The organism is Aeromonas sp. EERV15, assembly GCF_900079845.1.
Classification (GTDB): domain Bacteria; phylum Pseudomonadota; class Gammaproteobacteria; order Enterobacterales; family Aeromonadaceae; genus Aeromonas; species Aeromonas sobria.
In genome coordinates this window covers 95,779-108,131 of sequence record NZ_FKKY02000015.1, presented here as the reverse complement: position 1 = coordinate 108,131, position 12,353 = coordinate 95,779, and the positions used below count along the sequence as shown (strand labels likewise).

The 12,353-nt window shown below is 59.4% G+C and carries 13 protein-coding genes; 4 read left to right on the top strand and 9 right to left on the bottom strand.

Annotation, left to right across the window (positions count from 1 at the left end; all coding sequences use genetic code 11):
- Positions 1-70 precede the first annotated feature (70 nt).
- Positions 71-1,348 (top strand): cation:proton antiporter, encoded by a 1,278-nt coding sequence (locus BN4575_RS14360; protein ID WP_068978685.1) that lies wholly within the window; start codon positions 71-73, stop codon positions 1,346-1,348.
- Between the two features lie 488 nt (positions 1,349-1,836).
- A complete protein-coding gene (locus BN4575_RS21805) occupies positions 1,837-2,013 on the top strand; it encodes a hypothetical protein (RefSeq protein WP_098980954.1) in 177 nt (58 codons plus the stop codon).
- Positions 2,014-2,173: 160 nt separating this feature from the next.
- Here BN4575_RS21805 and BN4575_RS14355 read toward each other — a convergent pair whose 3' ends face one another.
- From BN4575_RS14355 to BN4575_RS21800, 8 genes are all read right to left on the bottom strand, one after another.
- On the bottom strand, positions 2,174-2,671 hold the full coding sequence (locus tag BN4575_RS14355; RefSeq protein ID WP_068978684.1) for a GNAT family N-acetyltransferase: 498 nt from the start codon (positions 2,669-2,671) through the stop codon (positions 2,174-2,176).
- A 128-nt stretch (positions 2,672-2,799) separates the two neighbouring features.
- Entirely contained in the window at positions 2,800-3,621 is an 822-nt protein-coding gene (locus BN4575_RS14350; protein WP_068978683.1) for an HDOD domain-containing protein, read from the bottom strand.
- A 109-nt stretch (positions 3,622-3,730) separates the two neighbouring features.
- The gene (locus BN4575_RS14345; protein ID WP_068978682.1) at positions 3,731-4,441 is read right to left on the bottom strand and encodes an HAD-IA family hydrolase; all 711 of its coding nucleotides are present in this window, start codon (positions 4,439-4,441) and stop codon (positions 3,731-3,733) included.
- Positions 4,442-4,473: 32 nt separating this feature from the next.
- Positions 4,474-5,439, bottom strand: a complete 966-nt coding sequence (gene xerC, locus BN4575_RS14340; protein WP_068978681.1) for a tyrosine recombinase XerC — start codon at positions 5,437-5,439, stop codon at positions 4,474-4,476.
- Positions 5,432-6,112 (bottom strand): DUF484 family protein, encoded by a 681-nt coding sequence (locus tag BN4575_RS14335; protein ID WP_068978680.1) that lies wholly within the window; start codon positions 6,110-6,112, stop codon positions 5,432-5,434. The genes xerC and BN4575_RS14335 overlap by 8 nt, the downstream gene beginning before the upstream one ends.
- 76 nt (positions 6,113-6,188) lie before the next feature.
- Complete coding sequence (gene dapF / locus BN4575_RS14330) at positions 6,189-7,019, bottom strand: diaminopimelate epimerase (RefSeq protein WP_042024577.1); 831 nt, start codon at positions 7,017-7,019, stop codon at positions 6,189-6,191.
- Between the two features lie 251 nt (positions 7,020-7,270).
- Positions 7,271-8,521, bottom strand: a complete 1,251-nt coding sequence (gene lysA, locus BN4575_RS14325; protein ID WP_068978679.1) for a diaminopimelate decarboxylase — start codon at positions 8,519-8,521, stop codon at positions 7,271-7,273.
- 32 nt (positions 8,522-8,553) lie between these two features.
- Complete coding sequence (locus BN4575_RS21800) at positions 8,554-8,730, bottom strand: LPS translocon maturation chaperone LptM (RefSeq protein WP_139245159.1); 177 nt, start codon at positions 8,728-8,730, stop codon at positions 8,554-8,556.
- 73 nt (positions 8,731-8,803) lie between these two features.
- Here BN4575_RS21800 and cyaY point away from each other — a divergent pair, with 73 nt between their 5' ends.
- Complete coding sequence (cyaY, locus tag BN4575_RS14320; RefSeq protein ID WP_042024573.1) at positions 8,804-9,118, top strand: iron donor protein CyaY; 315 nt, start codon at positions 8,804-8,806, stop codon at positions 9,116-9,118.
- Positions 9,115-9,768, top strand: a complete 654-nt coding sequence (locus BN4575_RS14315; RefSeq protein ID WP_068978678.1) for an alpha/beta hydrolase — start codon at positions 9,115-9,117, stop codon at positions 9,766-9,768. Before cyaY ends, BN4575_RS14315 begins: the two co-directional genes overlap by 4 nt.
- Before the next feature lie 64 nt (positions 9,769-9,832).
- Here the strand turns inward: BN4575_RS14315 and BN4575_RS14310 are convergent, their stop codons facing one another.
- A complete protein-coding gene (locus tag BN4575_RS14310; RefSeq protein ID WP_068978677.1) occupies positions 9,833-12,352 on the bottom strand; it encodes a class I adenylate cyclase in 2,520 nt (839 codons plus the stop codon).
- Position 12,353 lies beyond the last annotated feature (1 nt).

The following is a 12,353-nucleotide window of genomic DNA, read 5'->3' as shown; positions in this document are numbered from 1 at the left end:
CCGAGAGTACCCTATGCCCGTCCCGCATGGGGATACGTGCTTGCTGTCTACTAATGAGAAAAAAATAACTATGAGCGTCTACTACACACTCTGTTTTCTGGCAGCGTTGGCGATTTTTATCGCCTTTGCCAACCAGTATGTTGTGAAGATCCAGACCACCATCGCCATCACCGCCGGTTCCATGGTGATCTCCGCGTTGCTGGTGCTGTTTGGTAAACTGGGCTGGTTCAATCTGGAACCTCTTGCTGTCAAAACCATGCAGAGCATCGACTTCCAGAACTTCCTGCTGAAAGGGATTCTGGGCTTCCTGCTGTTTGCCGGTGGCCTCGGCATCAACCTCAAGGCGCTGCGTAGCCAGAAGTGGGAGATCACCATTCTCTCCATCGTGGCGACCCTGCTCTCTACTTTCATCATCGGCTACGGCTTCTGGTTTATCGCCAAGCTACTGGGCTGGGAACTGCCACTGGTCTACTGCCTGCTGTTCGGGGCGCTGATCTCCCCCACTGACCCGATTGCGGTGCTGGCCATCGTCAAGAAGATGCAAGCGCCACCCCAGATCGCCATCCAGATCGAAGGGGAATCCCTGTTCAACGACGGTGTCGGCCTCGTCATCTTCGCCACCGTGTTTGCCGTGGCCTTTGGCGGTGTCGAGCCCACCTTCGGCAGCGTGGCCGGTCTGTTCCTGCATGAAGCCCTCGGCGGCATTCTGTTTGGCGCCGTGCTGGGCGTCATCGCCCACGTGATGATCAGCGCCACCGACGATGGTTCCCTTGAGCTACTGCTGACCCTCTGCATCCCGACCGCCGGTTTTGCCCTCGCCAACATGATCGGTGTCTCCGGCGCGCTGGCCATGGTGGTCACCGGCATCATGATCGGCAACTGGACCCGCCACTCCGGCTTCTCCGAGCAGAGCCGTCATCACCTGGACCACTTCTGGGAGTTGATGGATCAGTTCCTCAACGCCCTGCTGTTCCTGCTGATCGGTCTGGCGCTGGTGCTGCTGGAGCTCTCCTGGCATGACTGGGTACTGCTGGTCATCGCGGTGCCACTCTGCCTGGCCGCGCGCTTCGTCAGCGTGTCGCTGCCTTATATGGCCTTCCGCAGATTCCGCAGCTACAACACCTTCTCGGTACGGATCCTCACCTGGGGTGGCCTGCGTGGCGGTCTGGCCATGGCGATGGCTTTGGCGCTGCCTTCCGGCGTCATGATGATCCCGGAGCATGGCGTCGACCTGCGTCAGGTGATCCTGGTGATGACCTACTCGGTGGTGATGTTCTCCATCGTGGTGCAGGGCATGACCATTACCCCGATGATCACCGCCGCCAAGAAGGCCTGTGGCGACTACTGAGTCACCCCGGAACTTGCTTGCAGAATACTAAAGAGGGCTCCCATCGGGAGCCCTCTTTGTTACTGTCAGCTGGTGGTTTAACACACAAAAAAAATGACTTTTAGCGAGTATTGCCAAATTATTGTTTGCTTTTTATTCATTTCGAGGAGAGAATGCGCCCCGGCTAGTTAATCAGCCCTGATTATGTTCGCAATGCTTCAACGTTAGATGAATCCTGCCAGTACACACATAACCTCCCTCTGATTTACTCGCCTTGAGAACCGTCAGGCTGTCTGCCTGCGTTGCCCGGCTCTCACGGTGCAGACCCGATCTGCCCACTACATTGAACTATGCATCCGCATACTCTTTGGCGCATTCCTTGAAAAGTGCAGACGCCCCTGACCGGGCTGGGTATTCCTGCGCGCTTGTTGATCCAAAATCAACCGCGTCCATTAACCTGACATTTGCCAATACAAGGAGCAAACACCTAATTTATATAGAGAAATACCATGATGAAAGCCATACATACACACAAGCCCCTGCGTCGTAGCAAACCCATCAACCTGCCTCCGCAAGAGCAGGATTCCGATGCGTTCCTGATCCAGTTCAGCACCCGCTTCAGCGGCGGTTTCGCCATCTCCTGTGATGGTATCGCTGGCGAGTTCTCCATCGAAGACCTCAACTGATCCTGCCTGCCCACCGGCAGCGCCCGATGCAGACAGGCCGCAACTCACGGCGGCCTCTTTGCTTCTCCCTCTCTCGCCCTTTATCCAGACCCACTCTCTTGCTTGTCGTTCAGCCTGAACAGCACTTCACTAGTCATTTTCCCATTCTCTGACTTGCCGATCACTGTTCCAGCAGCAGGCATTCATCAGCATCTTCGCTCAACTTGACCAGACGGCTGCGCACCAGCCCCAGCTTGGCCAACAGGCAGATGGAGCGTTCGTTGCCCGGGGTGACGATGGCGACTACTTGCTCAATCCCCAACCGGCTTTTGCCATCGGCAAGGGCAGCCTGCGCCGCTTCAATGGCATAACCCTGACCGCGATATTGCGGCAGAAAGGCGTAACCGATATCGACCTGCTCCAGGGTGTCGCGCTTGATCAGACCGCAGATACCGAGGCTGGCACTATCCTCCTTGCGCTCCACCAGATAGAGGCCATGGCCGTGGCGGGCATAGCTGACCGCAGGCCCCTGCTGGATATACTCCTGCGCCTGCTCCAGCGTGCGAATGCCCCGATCGCCGATGTAGCGATAAAAGTCGCCGTCATTGAGCAGTTCAAGAATGAAAGGGGCATCGGTGGCGATCATTTCGCGCAGGATCAAGCGGGAGGAGGCAATCATGGCAAGGGCTCTCAAACGGAAAGTGAAGGGCAAAGAGTGCCCCGTCACTCCCGAGCTGACAAGCCTGCAGATTATTTCGTCATGAAAAAGGGACCATATAGGCCCCTGGTAACATCAAATGAATCGACTCAGGCTGCCAATAACCCCGCATAGCCGTTGCCCTGCTCCCGCAGCGCGCTGAACTGGGCAGCACAATCGGCCCATGTCAGCCCCAGTTGTTCCGCCACGCTCTGAGGCCACTCGGGGGGAGCCTCTTCCCCCACATCGGACTGGGCTGCCAACACGATGGCCAGATGGATAAACCCCGCCTCAGAGGAAAACTCTTTCGCCTTCATCGGGTTGTAGTGATACTCCACCGCATTGCTGATGGTGTCTGGAAACTTCCAGTATCTGGCCATCGCCGCCCCGACCTGAGCATAATTGAAGCCAATCACCAGCTCCTCCGCCTTGGCTCGCCCTTTATGCTGCTCCAGATCGTGAATGTGATTCACCGTATTTTCTGGCAGTCCCACATGCATGATGAGGCGACCAAGATCGTGCAGCAGTGCGCAGGTAAAGACCTCCTCCCCCTTCATCCCTTTCTTGACCGCCAGACGACGGGCCAGCTCCGCTACGTTGAAAACACAACCCCAGAAGTGTTGGAGATTGATACCGGGCACCGCTTTGACTGATTCGGTGAGCCCGCAAGCCAGCACCATGTTACGCACCATCGCCAACCCCAGCCGCACCGCCGCCTCATTGACGGTAGCGACCTGACGACTGCTGCCAAATTTAGCCGAGTTGGCCAAGCGCAACAACTTGGCAGAGATGACCGGATCCTTGTTAATCAATTTACTGACCTTAAGCAGATCAGGGTCTTTTTCGTTGAAAGTCTGAATCAAGTCGCGCATCACTTCAGGGATCTGGGGCAGCAGCTTGGGTTCCGCCAGCAAGGAGTCGATCGTAGGCATAGTCATGTCCATCCATGTTATGAGTATTCCAATCTGTTTGCCGGAGCAAACTGCTCATAATTATGGGTCACCAGATCAATACAGCAAGCTCCCAAGCTCGTAACCACCCTCAAAGCAGCAGCCCGGCCAACTCCTCCAGCCCATTGATCTCGACATCTGGCAGCAGTTGCAATGCATGCCACGGCTGCCGCCGCTCATTGAGCCAGGCGGCACGAAAGCCATGCAAGCGGGCCCCCAGCACATCGGTCTCAGGATGGTCCCCCACATGGAGGATCTGCTCAGGTGGCAGTTTGAGGGCGCTGCGGGTCTGCTCAAACATATCCGCCGCCGGTTTCATTCTGGTGCCAGCGCCCGCCTTACAGATCAGCGTGAAGTAGCGATCCAGTCCCGCCTGCGCCAGATCTAGATTGCCGTTGGTGATCACCACCAGCGGATAGCGTGCGGCCAGTCTGGCTAGCAGCTGATGGGTTGACTCGCTCACCTCGATCTTCGAGCGCTGTGCCAGAAACGCGGCAAATACCTGCTCCGCCTCGCGGCTGGCCTGCTGGTCAGCCATGCCCCCCGCGACCATGGCGGCGCGGATGGTCTGCTGGCGCGCCAGACTGACATCGTGGTGCAGCTCGGGTGCGCCGTTCAGCACAGTACGCTTGAGCGCCAGCCAGCGCGGCTGGTCGAGCATGGCGGTGGCCAGATATTCGCTGCGCAGATGGTCGAGCATCCACTGCTCGGCGCGCACGATGGCGGGGCCGTTGTCATAGAGGGTGTCATCGAGGTCAAACGAGATGGCAGCAACCGGCTGCCAGCGGCGATAGAAGTGCATGGACTCTCCTCTGCGACGGGGCTCAGAGCCCGTTATTCATCTTCCTGCGCATCCGGGTCACGCTTGGCCCTTGGGTGGGCGCTGTCGTAGACCTTGGCCAGATGCTGGAAGTCGAGATGGGTGTAGATCTGGGTGGTGGAGAGATCCGCGTGTCCCAGCAGCTCCTGTACCGCCCGCAGATCGCCGGAGGACTCCAGCATATGGGTGGCAAAGCTGTGACGCAGCTTGTGGGGATGGACGTGGGCGTTCAGTGCCTGCTTGTTGCCCCAGCCATCGAGACGGGCCTGCACTGAGCGAGCCGACAGCCGCTGCTTGCGACTGGAGAGAAACAGCGCCTCGCTCTCGTCCCCGGCCAGCAGCGGGCGCACCTTGAGCCACTTCTGCAGCCACTCGACCGCCATCCGGCCGATGGGCAGCACCCGCTCCCGCGAGCCTTTGCCGGTCACCTTGAGTTGACGATCATCGAGCTTCAGATCCACCAGATTGACCCCCACCAGCTCGGCGAGACGCAGCCCTGACGAGTACATCAGCTCCATGATGGCGCGATCCCGCACCGCCAGCGGATCCTGCTCATCGGTGATGTTGAGCAGCTGGTACATCTCGTCCACATCGAGGTTTTTCGGCAGCGGCCGCCCCTGCTTGGGGGTGACGATGCCACGGGCCGGATTGGCGGTCAGCCGCCCCTGCCGCACCTGCCAGTCGCAGAAGCTGCGCAGCGCAGAGACCTTGGTGGCCAGCGAACGGGGCGCCAGCCCCCCTTTGTGCATCCGGGTCACCAGACTGCGCACCTGACTCGCATCGAGCTGGCCCCAGTCGCAAAGACCCAGTCGCACCAGCTCGGCGGTCATGGCGTCGAGATGCCCCTGATAGTTGGTACGGGTGTGGGGGCTGAGCTGGCGCTCGACCCTCAGGTATTCGATAAAGGCTGCCAGCTCATCCGCCAGTGCTGCCGGCAGCGGCTCAGAGGCTGGCGGTGTATTGGCCGATTCCCTAGCCACGGGTCAGCTCGGGCAGACGCAACTGCAGCAAGCGACCCAACTGGCCTAGCAGCAGGGTGTCGTTGTGCGGGCTGAAGTGGCTCGGATCCGAGCTGGCGAAGGCCAGCACACCGAGATCGCCGAGCCGCATCAGGGCGACCGAGTTAACCAGCACATCGTGGCCAAACAGCGCCTGCTTCTCGCTCTGGCTCAGGCGGCCAAAGTAGTAATCCTGCCCTGGCAGACGCTGACCCAGCAGGGATTCGAGCTGCTTGCCCTGCGCCAGAAAGCGCTGCTCGGGCCCGCTCAGGGCAAAGCGCTTGGGATTGAGCCAGAGCCGCAGGCCGGTCAACCGCAACCGCTGGACAAAGGCTTTGCCCATCACGGCACTCACCTCAAACAGGGTCTGGCAACCGTATAGCTCGCCATAGAGATCGGCATAAACCCGGAAGATCCGCTCGTTCTCGCTGGCAATGCCCATCAGCTCGGTGATCTCCAGCTCCAACTGCTCAATCCGCTCGCGCTGACGATCCAGCTGGCGCTCTACCAGCGAGACGGAGCCCTTACGTTCATGGGGAATTCGGATCCGGTCCAGCACAGTGACATGACGCTGGAAAAATTCGGGGTAACGGGACAGGTACTCCAGCACAGCGGCTTCGTCCACCGCTTGCTCCTGCCGTTTGAGCTCGCTCATAAATTGGGTGATCCATTAGAAAAACAGGGCTTACTGCCCCGATAACATGGGCAAAGGGGGCATTCGCCCCCTCTACCTAAACCTCTATCTGGCCGTCAAACACATGCTCGGCTGGCCCGGTCATATAGACAGGTTGCCCTGGTCCCTTCCAGGCGATGGTCAGCTTGCCGCCCGGCAGGGTGACAGTGACCCGTTCCTTGAGCTTGCCCTGACTGATGCCGACCACCACAGCGGCGCACGCGCCGGTACCACAGGCCAGGGTCTCACCGACCCCGCGCTCGAATACCCGCAGCTTGATCTCGCTGGCGTTGACCACCTCGGAGAAGCCAACGTTGACCCGCTCGGGAAAACGCTCGTTGCGTTCCATGATGGCCCCCAACACGGCGACCGGTGCATCGGCAACCGACGGTACATCAATGACGCAGTGAGGGTTGCCCATGGAGACAGCGCCACACATCACGGTATGCTCCTGCACCCGCAACAGGTAGGTTTTTTCTGCTTTTTGAGCCCGAAACGGGATCTTGCTCGGCTCAAACTGGGGGACCCCCATATTGACCGTGACCTGATTCTCCCCTTCGAGCTGCAGCATAATGCGGCCACGAGAGGTGCTAACGGCGATGCGATCCCGGTTGATCAGCCCCTTGAGACGCACGAAACGGGCAAAACAGCGGGCGCCGTTGCCGCACTGCTCCACCTCGCTGCCATCGGCATTGAAAATGCGATAGTGGAAATCGAGTTCCGGATCATAGGGGGGCTCGACCAGCAACAGCTGGTCAAAGCCGATCCCGAAGTGGCGATCTGCCAGCTTCTTGATGACATCATTGCTGAAAAAGACCTTCTGGGTGACGCCATCCACCACCATAAAGTCGTTGCCCAAGCCATGCATCTTGGAAAAATCTATCAACATCGTGCATTCCTGTGCTGTTAGGGCTGTAAAAATTCACCATCAACCACTATGAAGTCGTTGTCCATAGCCCCATGCATCCCGGAACAATCCATCCACATAGTGCATTCCAGTGCTATCAGGGCTGTAAAAATTCACCATCAACCACTATGAAGTCGTTGTCCATAGCCCCATGCATCCCGGAAGAGTCCATCCACATAGCGCATTCCTGTGCTGTCAGGGCTGTAAAAATTCCGTCGTCTCTATCTACTGCATCAAGGCAACAGGTGCTCACCGCGCCAGAGATCGGCCAACTGCTCCCGCTCACGGATCAGGTGCGACTCGGCACCATCTACCAATACTTCGGCGGCACGGGGGCGGGTGTTGTAGTTGGATGACATGGTAAAGCCATAAGCACCAGCCGAACGCACTGCCAGCAGTGACCCCTCGGTAATGGCCAGGGTACGCTCCTTGCCGAGGAAGTCGCCGGTCTCGCACACCGGGCCCACCACGTCATAGAGCGCGGGAGCATGGCCGGCACAGCTATCCACCTCGATGATGTTCATCCAGGCGCCGTAGAGCGAGGGGCGCAGCATGTCGTTCATGCCGGCATCGATCAGCGCAAAATTGCGGGTCTCGCCCGGCTTGAGGTACTCGACCCGGGTCAGCAGCACACCGGCATTGGCGACGATGGCGCGGCCCGGCTCGAACAGCAGGGTCAGATCCCGACCCGCCAGCTTCTGCTTGAGCGCTTCGGCGTATTCGGTGGGATGGGGTGGCTGCTCGGAACCGTAGTTGACCCCGAGGCCGCCGCCCACGTCCAGGTGGTGAATGCGGATCCCCTCCGCCGCCAGCTCGTCGATGAGCCGCAGCAGCTTGTCAGCCGCTTCCATGAAGGGGGTGAGCTCGGTGAGCTGGGAGCCGATATGGCAATCCACCCCGACGATCTCGATGTTCGCCATCGCCGCCGCCTTGCGATAGATGGCAGGCGCCAGCTCGATGGGGATGCCGAACTTGTTCTGCTTGAGGCCGGTGGAGATATAGGGGTGAGTACCGGCATCGATGTCCGGATTGACCCGCACCGAGACACGGGCCTTCTTGCCCATGCTGCCCGCCACCCGATTGAGGCGCTCCAGCTCGGCTTCCGACTCCAGATTGAAACAGAGGATCTCTTTATCCAGCGCGAGGCGCATCTCGGCTTCGCTCTTGGCCACCCCGGAGAAGACCACTTTGGCCGGATCACCGCCCGCCGCCAGCACCCGCGACAGCTCGCCACCGGAGACGATATCAAACCCTGAACCCAGACGGGCCAGCAGGTTGAGCAGCGCCAGGTTGGAGTTGGCCTTCACCGCATAGCAGATCAGATGGGGAATATTGCCAGCCGCCGTGTCGAAGGCGTGCCAGTGGCGCTCAAGAGTCGCACGGGAGTAGACGTAAAGCGGGGTACCGTACTGCTCGGCAAGCTGCTGCAGCGAGGTTTGCTCGGCCTGAAGCTGGCCGTCGGCGTCGTAGTTAAAGTGATCCAAGGGGGCGGTTCCTTCCTAGAATGGGTGCGGCATTAGTGCGGCGCGGCCTCGGTGGCTGCCTCGGAGGTCGCAGGCGGTGCCGATTGCGGTGTACTCTGGCTCTGTGGCTGCTCGGGGGGCGGCATATAGAGCGGCCCCGTCAGACCGCATGCGGCCAACCCGAGGGACAGAAGAGTGGCAAGCAGACACTTGGTGAACTGGGTGATCATAATGGTTCGCTGCGAAAAAATTTTTGGCCCTCTATAATCGCACTCACATTGTTAAAAGCAACAGGATAAACCGATGAAGGATCACCAGTATCACGCCCTGACCGACACCTTTTTCCAGTATGTGGAAGACATTATCGACGAGGGGTATCCCGATATCGATTGCGAACGCAACGGCGGCGTATTGACCCTCTCTTTCGAGAACAAGACCAAGGTCATCATCAACAAACAGGAGCCTCTGCACCAGATCTGGGTCGCTACCCGCGAAAACGGCTTCCACTTCGAACTGCAGGGTGAAACCTGGATCGACAACCGCTTCGGTCACGAGCTGAAAGCCCTGCTGAGCCGCTCCTGTACCACGCAGGCGGGTGAAACTGTGGTGTTCCCATGATCGACCTGCACCCGCAGGGCGCCCGCCATGCGGTGATCTGGCTGCACGGGCTGGGGGATTCCGGCGCCGGTCTCGCCCCACTGGTAGAGGCGCTGGACCTGCCCACCGAGCTGCCGGTGCGTCACCTGCTGCCGGATGCCCCCGAGCGGCCGATCACCATTAACATGGGCTACAAGATGCGCGGCTGGTACGACATCAAGAGCTTCGAGGATCCCGCCGAGCGAGCCGTGGAGTCCCATGTCCGTGAATCGGCCGACCAGATTGCCGCCCTGCTCGATCAACTGGTAACCGAGGGGTTTGCCCCCGAGCGCATCGTGCTGGTGGGCTTCTCTCAGGGCGGGGTGATTGCCTCCTTCACCGCGCTGCGCTACCGCGCCCAGCTGGCGGGCCTGCTCTGCATGTCCACCTATCTGGCCGTCCCGGACAAGCTGGTAGACGAGATGAGCGAAGCGGCTCGCACCCTGCCCATCTGCTACATGCACGGCATCTATGACGATGTGGTGAGCCTGTCGCTGGGGTGGGATGCCAAGAACCGGCTGGAAAGTGCCGGGCTCGCTCCCGAGTGGCACGAGTACCCGATGCGTCACGAGATCTGCCGTCCGCAGCTCGATGATATTCGCTGCTGGCTGCTGGCCCGTCTCGGCGCCTGATCTGCCTCAAAAGCAAACGGCCTGCAATTGCAGGCCGTTTTTTATGGCGATGCCAACTGGTGGGTCAGCCCACTTCCCGGGTCGGCGGCGCCTGATCCCGCAACATGCCCTGACTGCGGTAGGAGATCACCGCCAGCTCACCACCCTGCTGCACTATCTCGTAGTACTGGGGCAGGTTGAAGTTGATGAACTGACCGTCATCGCTGAACCGCTCGTGACTGGAGGTGTAGAAGCGGTTGACCCCCGCCACCAGCTCATCCTTGTTGCCGGCAAAATGCTGGTAAATCTCCACCCGGTTCGCCTCATCGAGGATGTAGATGTTGGTCCCTGCATCCCGGGTATCGAAGAAGAACTGCACCAAACCTTCACTGGCGTAGGCATCGACGATGCTCGGCAGATGCTGGCTGTGGGTCTTGTCGAGCCGCAGCGGCAGGTGATCCAGCTTGTTGTGGGAGATGTGGCGGTAAAAATCGATGGCGTTTTCCAGCTTCTTGACCGACACCCCGCGCCGCTCAAAGAAGATGCCGTACTTCTCCTTGCCGAGCGCCATGGTCTTGACCAACTGCTGCTTGTCGCGGGCGAGGCGCAGATCGATACACTCAGCCACCAGGGTTTCGAAGCGGGAGCGCAGCAATGAGCGGAAGTGCTGGCTGTAACAAAACACCTCGATCATCTCGGGGGCGGCGGCATCCTGATGCATCTTGCCGAGGATGGTGGTGAGGGCATCGACCACAGCCTCATCCCCCTGGAAGTGCAGGGTGCGGATCTCGCTCCAGGAGTTGCGATAGACCAGATCTACCGAGCCCACCAGACACTCCTGATTGCGGCCAAACGAGAAGACATCCACGGTGTTGGCATCAAATTCGATTACCTGACCGACCCAGTGGCTGGTCGGGTCCATCTCCAGATTGAGGAAGATGGAGAGCTGACGGATCTCGCACGGGCGGCTGAGGGCCAGGTTGGTGGCCAGCGGGTACTTCTCGGGGAAACAACCGGAGAGATCGCGACAGAACTGGTGCAGATTGTCGATGTGCAGATCCGAGCCCTGATTGAACAGGTGCACCCGCGACTGCGGGGTAAGCAGATCGTTGAAGTAGGCCCAGGAGACCAGCTTGCTGATGTAGCCGTTGAACTCGAGCGGCGCGCGGCCAATGATGTCCACCGGCTCCAGTGAATGCTTGTAGAGGTACCAACCGGCGCGGTTGAGGCGACCGTGGGGCACCTGTACCAAGCTGAGATCCGGCTCGCTGAGGTCCGGCGCGATCTTGAGGTTGATCCGCTGTACTTTGCCCGGCAGGCTCTCGAAGGCGGCATAGAGTTTGCGCGACAGAATGCCGATATCTTCCGGGTTGATCGACTCACTGATGTTGTTGCGGCGGGCGAACTGGATCAGGTTGCGGTAGCTCTGCATCAGAGCCTCCAGCAACTCGGCGTGGGCGATCTTCACCTCTTCGATCTTCCACTCGTGGCGGTGATCGAGCTGATACAGCTTCTGCTGACTCCATCCCCAGTAGGAGACCAGCTGGCTCATTTGCCCACGGCGCCACTCGGGGGAGTGATCATCCTTGGGATGGCTGAGGCCGTCACACACCTTGAGGTAGAAGCAACGGCGCACCAGATCGAGCCGCGCCATATCGCCGATGGACTTGAGGTAGTTGGTCACCTTGTCCAGCATCAGAGAGTAGTTGTCGAGCCGGTAGTGCATCCCCTCGTTATGCTGGAACCAGTCGCGACCAATCATCGACAGCAAGCGGGTATCGGGGTACTCGTGGGAGTAGGCCTCCATCAGCACCGACTTGAGCACCGCTTTGTAGGGGGAGTCGATCCCCTTGTAGAGCTGCCACAAGGCGGAACCGAAATATTCTTCGGCCGGAATGCGGTCAAAACTGCCGAGATCGAGCCAGTCGTCCTGCTTGAGCTTGCCGCTCTCGAACAGTTCGTTCACATAGGCGTCGTAGTGGTCATCACAGGCGATGGGCACCAGATACCAGATCAAGCGTTTGCCCGCGATATGCATGGCACTACGATAGAACTCGTCGAGCAACAGCAGATGCTGGGCACTGCCGCAGCTCTCCCCCTGCATCTGGGCATCGTTGGTCTGGCGGAACTTGTCTTCCGGGATCAGGAAAAAGTTGAGATCGACCCCGCGCTGCTCGGCCCACTTGGAGAGTTGCTGACACTTCTGCTCCAGCAGTTCAAGCCGCTCCTGCGACAAACCGGCCACGTGGCAGACCCAGATATCGAGATCGGAGTGGCAGCATTGGCCGATGGAGGAGGTACTGCCCATGGAGTAGAGCCCCTGAATCGCGCGATCCTGGGTTGCCAGACCATTCAGGCAGTTGGCGTTGCGACAGAGGTCATCGATAAAGGCTTGCTGTTCGGCGGTGGCGCTGAAGCTCCAGATACCATGAGGGACATCGCCAGAAACATAGCCTGGCAGCAGGGGGTGATTGAAGTGCAGCATCACGGGCAGCAGTTGAAATACCTGCTGTCCGTAGCGACTCATGAGGCCTAACGCCCGTTGCGTCTTGAGACGGGTAATGTCGTCATAACGCGCAACCAGCGTATCTATGTGTTCCTGCAAT

Coding starts and splice junctions, on each gene's coding strand:
- BN4575_RS14360 (WP_068978685.1), top strand. CDS start 71: ATGAGCGTCTACTACACACTCTGTTTTCTGGCAGCGTTGGCGATTTTT.
- BN4575_RS21805 (WP_098980954.1), top strand. CDS start 1,837: ATGATGAAAGCCATACATACACACAAGCCCCTGCGTCGTAGCAAACCC.
- BN4575_RS14355 (WP_068978684.1), bottom strand. CDS start 2,671: ATGATTGCCTCCTCCCGCTTGATCCTGCGCGAAATGATCGCCACCGAT.
- BN4575_RS14350 (WP_068978683.1), bottom strand. CDS start 3,621: ATGCCTACGATCGACTCCTTGCTGGCGGAACCCAAGCTGCTGCCCCAG.
- BN4575_RS14345 (WP_068978682.1), bottom strand. CDS start 4,441: ATGCACTTCTATCGCCGCTGGCAGCCGGTTGCTGCCATCTCGTTTGAC.
- BN4575_RS14335 (WP_068978680.1), bottom strand. CDS start 6,112: ATGAGCGAGCTCAAACGGCAGGAGCAAGCGGTGGACGAAGCCGCTGTG.
- dapF (WP_042024577.1), bottom strand. CDS start 7,019: ATGTTGATAGATTTTTCCAAGATGCATGGCTTGGGCAACGACTTTATG.
- BN4575_RS21800 (WP_139245159.1), bottom strand. CDS start 8,730: ATGATCACCCAGTTCACCAAGTGTCTGCTTGCCACTCTTCTGTCCCTC.
- cyaY (WP_042024573.1), top strand. CDS start 8,804: ATGAAGGATCACCAGTATCACGCCCTGACCGACACCTTTTTCCAGTAT.
- BN4575_RS14315 (WP_068978678.1), top strand. CDS start 9,115: ATGATCGACCTGCACCCGCAGGGCGCCCGCCATGCGGTGATCTGGCTG.